The organism is Methylobacterium tarhaniae, assembly GCF_001043955.1.
In the GTDB taxonomy this organism is placed as follows: Bacteria; Pseudomonadota; Alphaproteobacteria; order Rhizobiales; family Beijerinckiaceae; genus Methylobacterium; species Methylobacterium tarhaniae.
The window spans coordinates 1-9657 of sequence record NZ_LABZ01000198.1 but is presented as its reverse complement, the minus strand read 5'-3'; the positions used below and the strand labels follow the sequence as shown (position 1 = coordinate 9657).

Sequence of the window (9657 nt, the reverse complement as noted above, 5' to 3'; positions counted from 1 at the left end):
ATCGGGCCGAATTCCAAAAGCCCGTTCCCGGCGCCCAGTCGGCGGACCAGCTTTGCGTGTGTCGCGCGGGGCGCCGGGCCGCCAGGACCCAGCAGGTGCGCGAGGACACGCCCGCCCGCCCCATCGCCAAGGTCGGCGTCATCGGCGCCGGCACGATGGGCGGCGGCATCTCGATGAACTTCCTCAACGCCGGCATCCCGGTGACGATCGTCGAGATGAAGCGCGAGGCGCTGGACCGCGGCCTCAAGACCATCCGCACGAATTACGAGAACACCGCCAAGAAGGGCCGGCTGAGACCTCAGGACGTCGAGACCCGGATGGGCCTCCTCACCGACACCCTGGAGATCGAGGCGCTGGCCGATTGCGACCTCATCATCGAGGCCGTGTTCGAGGATATGGGCATCAAGAAGGAGATCTTCTCGAAGCTCGACACGATCGCCAAGCCCGGGGCGATCCTCGCCTCGAACACCTCCTACCTCGACATCGACGCGATCGCGGCGATGACCAACCGCCCTGCCGACGTGATCGGCATGCACTTCTTCTCGCCGGCCAACGTCATGCGCCTGCTGGAGGTGGTGCGCGGCGAGAAGACCGCGAAGGACGTCGTCGCCACCGCGATGCAGATCGGCCGCAAGATCGGCAAGATCTCGGTCCTGGTCGGCGTCTGCCACGGCTTCGTCGGCAACCGGATGCTGGCCCAGCGCCAGCGCGAGGCCAACCGGCTGATCCTGGAGGGCGTCACCCCCTGGGACGTCGACCGGGTGATCTACGAGTTCGGCCTGCCGATGGGCCCGTTCACCATGAGCGACCTCGCCGGCCTCGACATCGGCTGGAGCCGGGAGACCAACAAGTCCGAGAGCGTCCGCGACCTGCTCTGCGAGCAGGACCGCCGCGGCCAGAAGACCGGTGCCGGCTTCTACGACTACGACGCCAAGCGCAAGGCGACGCCGTCCAAGGTCACCGAGGAGATCATCGCGCGCGTCGCCGAGCGCCAGGGCGTGACGCACAAGGACGCGACCGACCAGGAAATCCTGGAGCGCTGCCTCTACCCGATGGTCAACGAGGGCGCGAAGATCCTCGAAGGGGGCAAGGCGATCCGGGCATCGGACATCGATATCGTGTGGATCAACGGCTACGGCTGGCCGGTCTATCGCGGTGGCCCGATGTTCTGGGCCGACACGATCGGGCTGTCGAAGGTCCTGGAGCGCCTGCGCGCCTACCAGGCCGAGTACGGCGACGACTTCAAGCCGTCGGCCCTGCTGGAGCGGCTCGCCGCCGAGGGCAAGGGCTTCAAGGACCTGTAGCGCGATGCGCGTGTGAGAAAACCCTCCCCCCTCTGCGGGGGGAGGGTGGTCCTTGCGTCAGCAAGGGCCGGGAGAGGGGCAGCGCGACGCCGATCCAGAGGGCGCCCCTCACGCCGGTTCAGTCATGTCCGGAAGCGTGGCTCCCCTCACCCGGCCTGCTCCGCAGGCCACCCTCCCCCGCAGAGGGGGGAGGGAAGAGCCTGTGCCGCTTCTATTCTCCGGACAGCCCTACCGCCCGCTGGAGAGAGGAGGGATGCGCACGAACCGATGCGGCTTCCGGGAGACAGGGTTCGCACGCTTCACCTTTCGGCGGCCAAATCCCTACCCCTCCATCCTGCACGCCGCCTCCTCCGCCGTCGGCGCCAGCACCTCCATGTCCTCGTTCGGCCCCGGGATCGCCGGGGTCGAGGTGAAGAGGTCCCACTTGTCCTTCACCTGGTCGGCGGGCAGGGCCGTGATCGCGTACATCTCGCTGATGAACTGGTGGTCGCGGGCGCGGAAATAGCCGGGGCGCGGCTTCTGCACGTCGAACTTGGCGCCGCCCTCGAGATACGAGACCAGCTTCGGCCCCTCGGTCGACTGGGTGTCGGCCATCGCCTTGGCGACGATCTTGACCGCGTTGTAGTCGCCCCAGGCCTGGTTCTCCGGCGGCTTGCCGTACTTCTTGGTGAAGGCCGCCACGAAAGCCTTGGACGACGGCGTGTCGACCTTGTGGTGCCACAGGCACGGCCAGGTGCCGGCGAAGTTGCCCGGGCCGGCGCCCCAGGCCAAAGCCGTGTCGAAGCCGAAGCCGGCGACCGGGAAGGGCAGGCCGTACTCGGCGTATTGCTTGAGGAAGTTGGTGATCTGGTTGCCGGCGAGGTTCGAGATCACGAGGTCGGGCTTGGCCTGCCGGATCTTGATCAGGTAGGCCGAGAAGTCGGTGGCGTCGGTCGGCACCAGCTCGTCGGCCGCGAAGGTCCCGCCATTGCCCTGCATGAACCCCTTGGCGACCCGCAACAGGTCGTGGCCGAAGGCGTAGTCGGCGGTCAGCGAGTACCAGCGCTTGCCCTTGACGAGGCCCTGCTCGGTCAAGGAGCGGCCGACCGCCTTGACGTACATCGAGTTCGCGCCCTCGACGTGGAACATGTAGCGCTTGCAATCCTGCCCGCGCAACGCGTCCGAATTGGCGCCGGTGTTGAGGAAGATCGTCTTTCCGCGCTGCGCCACCTGGCCGATGGCGAGCGCCGAGGCGGAGGAGATCTCGCCGACGATCGCCGCGACCTTGTCGCGCTCGACGTAGCGCTCGGCCTTGCCGGAGGCGGTCTGCGGGTTGACCGAATCCTCGGTCAGGAGCTCGACCTTGCGGCCGTTGATGCCGCCGGCGGCGTTGATCTCCTCGACGGCCAGCTGGGCCGCCATCACGGCGTATTCGCCCAGCGGCCCGAGGAAGCCGGTGCGCGGCGTGAGATGGCCGATGCGGATCGGCTGCCCGCCTTGAGCCCGCACGAGGCCCGGCATCGCGAGCGCGGCGCCGGCCGCGAAGCCGCCCTGCACGAGGCGGCGGCGCGTGAGGGGGTGGCGCGTGGGGGTAGAGCCCTGCGTCATGGTGCGTGTCCTGCCCGAGATCGCATCACGGTCGTTCGGGTTGCCGTGATCTGTGATCACACTTAGGCTGGCATCAAACGGCGCGCCTGTCGAGACGGTCCAAACCGTCCGCCCGCGCCGAGCGAGGAAACGCGAGGGGGAGGTCCGTCGCTTGGAGAGGCGGGACTTGCATGCGCATGGGCGGGAGACGCCGGCGGGCGACCGGCCGGAGCCGGAGGGCGCCCTGGCGCGGATCACCCTCGGCACCCAGGTCTACGATGCGCTCCGCGACCTGCTGATCGCCGGGGGGCTGGCGCCCGGGGAGCGGCTGTCCCTGCGCACGGTCGCCGAGCGGCTCGGCACCTCGATGATGCCGGCGCGGGAGGCGGTGTCGCGGCTCGTCGCCGACGAGGCCCTGGAGGTGCTGCCCAACCGTGCGGTGCGGGTGCCGGTCATCACGCTGCAGAAATTCCGCGAGCTGACCCGGGTGCGCATCGCCGTCGAGGGGTTCGCGGCGGCGGAAGCGGCGCGGGCCGTGAAACCCGGCGACCTCGCGGCGATCCGGGAGCACGATGCGGTCTTCCGGCACGAGGTGCGGGCCCCCGAGCCCGACCTGGAGCGGGCGATGCGGGCCAACCGCGACCTCCACTTCGCGGTCTACGAGGCCGCCGGCCTGCCCTCGCTCGTCGCGATCATCGAGGGCCTGTGGCTGCGCATCGGCCCGGTGCTCAACCTCGACATGCGCTCCTCGCCCCGCCGCCTCGCCGAGGGCGCGGCGCAGGCGCACCATGCCGACCTCGTGGCGGCCTTGGGCGCCGGCGATGCCGAGGGCGCCCGCGCGGCGCTCGCCGCCGACATCGCCGCCAGCGCCGCCTTCATCGAGACGACCGGGCGGCTCGCCCCATAGGCTTCATTCGCCGAAGCGGTCACGGGTTCGGCGAATGATGCAAAAACAAGGATCCAAGCAGCATTGCGCCATGCAACGCTGGTGAGGAACGGAGGAACACCATGGAGATGGGTTTGAGCGGCCTGAAGGTGCTGGTCACCGCGGGGGCCGGCGGCATCGGGCTCGAAGTGGCCCAGGCCTTCGCGGAGGAGGGGGCACGGGTCCATGTCTGCGACGTCGACCGCGACGCGCTCGCGGCCCTGCCCGCCGGCATCACCGGCACCTACGCCGACGTCGCCTCGCGCGACGACGTCGCCCGGCTGTTCGCGGAGGCGCAAAGTCAGCTCGGCGGGCTCGACTGCCTGGTCAACAATGCCGGCATCGCCGGGCCGACGGGCCGCGTGGAGGAGATCAACCCGGAGGACTGGGACCGCACCCTCGACATCTGCATCACCGGGCAGTTCAACTGCGTGCGCCTGGCGGTGCCCCTCCTGCGGGCGAGCGCCAACCCGTCGATCGTGAACCTGTCCTCGGTCGCCGGCCGCTTCGGCTTTCCGCTGCGCACGCCCTATGCGGCGGCGAAATGGGCGGTGATCGGCTTCACCAAGTCGCTGTCGCGGGAACTCGGGCCGGACGGCATCCGGGTCAACGCGGTGCTCCCCGGCATCGTCGCCGGCGACCGGCAGCGCCGGGTGCTGGAGGCCAAGGCCCAGCAGCGCGGGATCAGCTACGCGGAGATGGAGGCGGCAGCCTTCGCGGCGGCCTCGATCAAGGACTACGTCACCGCCCGCCAGCTGGCGGATCAGATCCTGTTTCTCGCCTCGCAGCGGGGCAAGACCATCTCGGGACAGGCCTTGGCGGTGGATGGCGACCTGCAGATGCTGACGTGATCGAATGACCGTCGTCGAAACCCTTTCGATCACGGTCCTTGCGCGGATGATGGGGTAGCGTCCTTCCCACACCGAACCTCATCCTGAGGTGTCGGCGATCTCCGATCGCCGACACCTCAGGATGAGGTCGAGAGCAGGACAGATCAGAGAGTCACCGGAACAAGCTCACGGCAGCCACCGCGCCAGAAACGCACCCACCGCCACGGCGAACACCGCCCACGGGCCGAGCACCAGCCAGATCGGGTGCGGTCCAGCCTCATCCCTCGTCTTCACGTCGTCCAGGATCATCGCGGCCCCCGCCGATTCGTCGCGTAAGGCGAGAGAGCCCGGCGATTATGGTTGGACGGGGGAAGCTTGACCGGTGGAGCTTGCGTCAGGCTGGACGATCCCCGGGCGCCTGCGCCGCCACGGGCCGCGGCCGCGGCCGCGCCGCGTCGAGGGCGTAGAGGGCGAGGCCCGCCCAGATCAGCCCGAAGACGAGCACCCGGGACGGCGGCAGCGACTCGCCGTAGACGAGCACGCTCAACAGCAGCAGGCAGGATGGGGCGATGTATTGCAGCAGGCCGATCGTCGAGAGCTTGAGGCGGGAGGCGGCCGCCGCGAACCACATCAGCGGCAGTGCGGTGGTGATTCCGGTGAGCATCAGGAGCAGCCATTGCGCGGTGCCCTGGCCGGGCGGCGTCGGCGCGACGGCGAGGTAGGCCAGCGCCAGCGGCAGAAGCGCGAAGGTCTCGGCGCCCAGCCCCAGGATCGGGTCGATCGGCACCAGCTTGCGGATCAGGCCGTAGACCGCGAAGCTGACCGCGAGCGTCAGCGCGATCCACGGCAGGGAGCCGGCCGCCGCCACCGCCGCGACGACGCCGATGGCGGCGAGCGCCACCGCGGCGAGCTGGAGCGGGCGCAAGGTCTCGCGCAGCACCAGGGCGCCCAGCGCCACGTTGACGAGCGGGTTGATGAAGTAGCCGAGGCTCGCATCCAGCATCCGCCCGTTCTGCACCGCCCACAGATACAGGGACCAGTTGCCCGCGATGAGGAGCGCAGAGAGCAGCAGGAAGGCGTGACGGCGCTGGAGCGAGACGACGGGCCCCCGGCGCATCAACCGCATGGCAAGGAGCAGCAGCGCGATGAACAGGGCCGACCAGACGATGCGATGGGCGAGGATGCCCCAGGCCGGCACCCCGTCGAGCAGGCGGAAATGGACCGGGACGACGAGGCCCCAGCTCAGGAAGGCGCCGAGCGCGTAGATCAGACCCACGGATGTTTCCCCCGGGCGACGTGCGCCCGCACGGGTTGTGCCGCAGGCGCCGCGCCCCGGCTACGGTCCGGGACGGGGAGCGGTCACCCGCTCCGCGCGGGTCTCTCGCCGGGTTGGGCACGACTGTGCCGAGACGGTGCTGGCGCAGGCTTCTCTTCCCCCCGCCCGCAGCAGGGCCGTCCGGGGGAAAAAGAAGGGCACGGGTTCTCTCATCTCCCGAACAATGCTGCGGATCAGGCGCCGAAGAACCGCTCCAGCGCGGCGAGCGTCGCCTGCGGGTTCTCCTCGGCCACGAAATGGCCCGACGGAACGATCTCGAAGGTGGTGTCGTCCGGCGCGAAGGTGCCGGTCCAGGCCTGGCGCACCGGATCGAGCCCGCCGCGGCCGACGAAGCGGTCGGCGACCAGCACCAGGACCGGGCCGGCGAGGCGGCGCGCTTGAGCGAGATCGGCCTCGTCGGCGGCCCGGTCGGGGCCGGCCCCGGCCCGGTAATCCTCGCAGGACGCGTGGATGCGCTCGGGCACGTTCCAGCTCTGGCGGTAGAGGTCGAGGGCGCCGGGGGAGAAGGCGTCGAGGGTGCCGTCGCCGGTCCAGATCCGCAGCAGGTCCTCGTAATACGGGATCGGGGCCTGGCCGATCTCCCGCTCGGGGATCGGCGCGGGCTGCGCCAGGAAGCGCCAATGCGGGTAGGCCCCGGGCTCCCGGTCCATCTTCTGCCACTGCGAGATCGTCGGCAGAATGTCGAGGAGGGCGAGGCGGTCGATCCGGCCCGGCTCGTCGAGGGCGAGGCGGTAGCCGACCCGGGCGCCGCGGTCGTGGCCGATCAGCCCGAAGCGGACATGGCCCAACCGCTCCATCACGGCGACCACCTCCCGGCCCATCTGCCGCTTGGAATAGGCCTCGTGCGCCGCATCCCCGGCAGGCGCCGCCGACCAGCCATAGCCCTTGAGGTCGAGGCAGATCACCCGGTGGGTGCGGGCGAGCGCGGGGGCGATCCGGTGCCAGCAGGCATGGGTCTGGGGAAAGCCGTGCAGCAGCACCAGGGGCGGGGCACCCTCCGGGCCGCCGGCCCGGGCGAAGAAGCGCCCGTCGGGCAGATCGATCCAGTGCGACGTGAAGCCGGGAAACAGGTCGGCGGGCATCGGGCGCTCCCCACGGTCTTGATGCCCACGCCGAGGCGTGGGCGAGCCGAGGTTAACGCACGATACGGCTCAGGTCTCCCGCGCCACCGCGCGCCAGCCGATGTCGCGGCGGCAGAAGCCCTCCGGCCAGTCGATCCGGTCGAGGGCGGCATAGGCGCGCCCTTGCGCCTCCCGCACGTCGCGCCCCAAGGCCGTGACCGCCAGCACCCGGCCGCCATCGGCGACGAGCCGGTCGCCGTCGCGCTTCGTGCCGGCCTGGAACACCAGGGCACCGGCGGCCTCCGCCTCGGCCAGCCCGCGGATCTCCGAACCCTTGGCGACGGTGCCGGGATAACCGGGAGCGGCCATGATGACGGTCAGCGCGACCTCGTCACGCCATTCGGGCACGACGCCCGACAGGTCGCCCGCGGCGGCGGCGAGCAGCAGCGGCACCAGGTCGGAGGCGAGGCGCGGCATCAGCACCTCGCACTCGGGGTCGCCGAAGCGGGTGTTGTACTCGATCAGCATCGGGCCCTCTTCCGTCAGCATCAGCCCGGCATAGAGGATGCCCGAGAAGGGGGTGCCCCGCGCCCGCATCCCGTCGAGGGTCGGGCGGATGATCCGCTCCATCACCTCGGCCTCGAGTTCGGGGGTGAGCACGGGGGCGGGGGAATAGGCGCCCATACCGCCGGTATTCGGCCCCTTGTCGCCGTCATGGACGCGCTTGTGGTCCTGGGCGGTGCCGAGCAGGACGGCGCGGGTGCCGTCGCAGAGGGCGAACAGGCTCGCCTCCTCGCCGACCATGCACTCCTCGATCACCACCTCGGCCCCGGCGGCGCCCATCCCGCCGCCGAGCATGTTTTCCACGGCGGCCTCGGCCTGTTCGAGCGTCTCGGCCACCACCACGCCCTTGCCGGCGGCGAGGCCGTCGGCCTTGACGACGACCGGGATCCGGCCGGCGCGCAGGTAGGCGAGGGCCGGCGCGACGTCGCGGAAGCGCGCGAAGCCGGCGGTCGGGATCGCGAACTCCCGGCACAGCTCCTTGGTGAAGGCCTTCGAGCCTTCGAGCTGGGCGGCCGCGGCGTTCGGCCCGAAAGCCCGGATGCCGGCCTCCGCGAGCGCGTCGACGAGGCCCGCCACCAGGGGCGCCTCGGGGCCGACCACCACGACATCGACGCCCTCGCGCCGGCAGGCGGCGATCACCGCGGCGTGGTCGGTCACGTCGAGGGCGAGGTTGGTACCGTGGGCGGCGGTGCCGGGATTGCCGGGAGCGATCAGCAGGCGCCGGCAGAGCGGGCTCTGCGCCAGCTTCCAGGCGAGGGCGTGCTCGCGCCCGCCGGAGCCGATCAGCAGGAGGGTGAGGGGGTGCTGGTCGCGCATCGCCGGTCCCGACATGGATCTGAAGGATCTTGGATCTTGAAATCTCGCGCGACGTTTAGGGAAGGCGGGTCCTGGCGGCAACCGGACTGATGCGCGGGGGTCACGCGCCCGCTCAAGCGGCGGGGCGGCCTTCCGCGGCCGGGCCCGAGCCGGTAGCCTCGCGCGCGATGTCCGCCTCCGCCTTCTCCGCCCCGATCGCCAACGTGCCCGAATGGTCGGTCACCGAACTGGCGACCGCCCTCAAGCGCACCCTCGAGGATGCGTTCGGGCATGTCCGCCTCAAGGGCGAGATCTCGGGCTATCGCGGCCCGCACGGCTCCGGCCACGCCTATTTCAGCCTCAAGGACGGCGGCGCCAAGATCGACGCCGTGATCTGGAAGGGCACGATGCTGCGGCTGCGCCACAAGCCCAAGGAGGGGCTCGAGGTCGTGGTCACCGGGCGGATCACCACCTATCCGGGCAAGTCCGCCTACCAGATCGTGGTCGACTCGCTCGAACCCGCGGGGGCCGGCGCCTGGATGGCGCTCCTGGAGGAGCGCCGCCGGCTGCTCGCCGCGGAAGGGCTGTTCGACGCCGCCCGCAAGCGGCCGGTGCCCTATCTCCCGACGGTCGTCGGCGTCGTCACCTCGCCGACCGGCGCGGTGATCCGCGACATCCTGCACCGGCTGGCCGACCGGTTCCCGCGCCCCGTCCTGGTCTGGCCGGTGCGGGTCCAGGGGGAGGGAGCGGCCGAGGAGATCGCGGCGGCGATCCACGGCTTCAACGCGCTGGAGCCTGGCGGCGCGATCCCGCGGCCGGACGTGCTGATCGTCGCCCGGGGCGGCGGCTCGATCGAGGACCTGTGGTGCTTCAACGAGGAGAACGTGGTGCGGGCCGCGGCTGCGAGCGCGATCCCGCTGATCTCCGCCGTCGGCCACGAGACCGACGTAACGCTGATCGACCACGCCGCCGACCGGCGCGCCCCGACGCCGACCGGCGCCGCCGAGATGGCGGTGCCGGTGCTGCACGAGCTGCTCGCCGATCTCGATTCCTTGAGCCGGCGCCATGCCGGCGCGCTCTCGCGTCTCGTCGACCAGCGACGGGGCGAATTGCGCGGCCTGACCCGGGCGCTGCCGGGCCCGGAGGCGCTGCTGGCGCAGAAGCGCCAGCGTCTCGACCTCGCGGAGGCCCGTCTCGCCCCGGCGCTCGCCGCCAATGCCCGGGACGCGCAAGCGCGGCTCAACCGGGCGCTCCAGGGTCTCGCCCGCAACCCGCC

The 9657-nt window shown here is 71.1% G+C and carries 9 protein-coding genes; 4 read left to right on the top strand and 5 right to left on the bottom strand.

The annotated features are described in order from the left end of the window. A partial coding sequence (locus VQ03_RS24850; protein WP_048453590.1) for a 3-hydroxyacyl-CoA dehydrogenase occupies positions 1-1304 on the top strand: 1304 nt, incomplete at its 5' end. 321 nt (positions 1305-1625) lie between these two features. Here VQ03_RS24850 and VQ03_RS24845 read toward each other — a convergent pair. Then, positions 1626-2891 (bottom strand): ABC transporter substrate-binding protein, encoded by a 1266-nt coding sequence (locus VQ03_RS24845; protein ID WP_048453587.1) that lies wholly within the window; start codon positions 2889-2891, stop codon positions 1626-1628. A gap of 166 nt (positions 2892-3057) precedes the next feature. On the opposite strand from VQ03_RS24845, the gene VQ03_RS24840 reads away from it, so the two are divergent. Together VQ03_RS24840 and VQ03_RS24835 are read left to right on the top strand one after the other, a co-directional pair. Next, positions 3058-3777, top strand: a complete 720-nt coding sequence (locus VQ03_RS24840) for a GntR family transcriptional regulator (RefSeq protein WP_245292188.1) — start codon at positions 3058-3060, stop codon at positions 3775-3777. 101 nt (positions 3778-3878) lie between these two features. Next, on the top strand, positions 3879-4646 hold the full coding sequence (locus tag VQ03_RS24835) for an SDR family oxidoreductase (protein WP_048453586.1): 768 nt from the start codon (positions 3879-3881) through the stop codon (positions 4644-4646). Positions 4647-4811: 165 nt separating this feature from the next. Here VQ03_RS24835 and VQ03_RS35090 read toward each other — a convergent pair whose 3' ends face one another. From VQ03_RS35090 to purD, 4 genes are all read right to left on the bottom strand, one after another. Continuing rightward, the gene (locus VQ03_RS35090; protein ID WP_280948505.1) at positions 4812-4934 is read right to left on the bottom strand and encodes a hypothetical protein; all 123 of its coding nucleotides are present in this window, start codon (positions 4932-4934) and stop codon (positions 4812-4814) included. Between the two features lie 85 nt (positions 4935-5019). Then, positions 5020-5901, bottom strand: a complete 882-nt coding sequence (gene rarD, locus VQ03_RS24830) for an EamA family transporter RarD (RefSeq protein ID WP_048453585.1) — start codon at positions 5899-5901, stop codon at positions 5020-5022. Between the two features lie 233 nt (positions 5902-6134). Beyond that, on the bottom strand, positions 6135-7043 hold the full coding sequence (locus tag VQ03_RS24825) for an alpha/beta fold hydrolase (protein ID WP_048453584.1): 909 nt from the start codon (positions 7041-7043) through the stop codon (positions 6135-6137). A gap of 69 nt (positions 7044-7112) precedes the next feature. Continuing rightward, entirely contained in the window at positions 7113-8417 is a 1305-nt protein-coding gene (gene purD, locus VQ03_RS24820; RefSeq protein WP_245292187.1) for a phosphoribosylamine--glycine ligase, read from the bottom strand. 152 nt (positions 8418-8569) lie between these two features. Between purD and xseA the strand changes: the two genes are divergently transcribed. Further along, positions 8570-9657, top strand: a 1088-nt coding sequence (xseA, locus tag VQ03_RS24815) for an exodeoxyribonuclease VII large subunit (protein WP_048453583.1), incomplete at its 3' end; no start/stop codon positions are given.

Excerpts from the sequence above, each read along its gene's own strand:
- VQ03_RS24845 (WP_048453587.1), bottom strand. The coding sequence starts at position 2,891 with ATGACGCAGGGCTCTACCCCCACGCGCCACCCCCTCACGCGCCGCCGC.
- VQ03_RS24835 (WP_048453586.1), top strand. The coding sequence starts at position 3,879 with ATGGAGATGGGTTTGAGCGGCCTGAAGGTGCTGGTCACCGCGGGGGCC.
- VQ03_RS35090 (WP_280948505.1), bottom strand. The coding sequence starts at position 4,934 with ATGATCCTGGACGACGTGAAGACGAGGGATGAGGCTGGACCGCACCCG.
- VQ03_RS24825 (WP_048453584.1), bottom strand. The coding sequence starts at position 7,043 with ATGCCCGCCGACCTGTTTCCCGGCTTCACGTCGCACTGGATCGATCTG.
- purD (WP_245292187.1), bottom strand. The coding sequence starts at position 8,417 with ATGTCGGGACCGGCGATGCGCGACCAGCACCCCCTCACCCTCCTGCTG.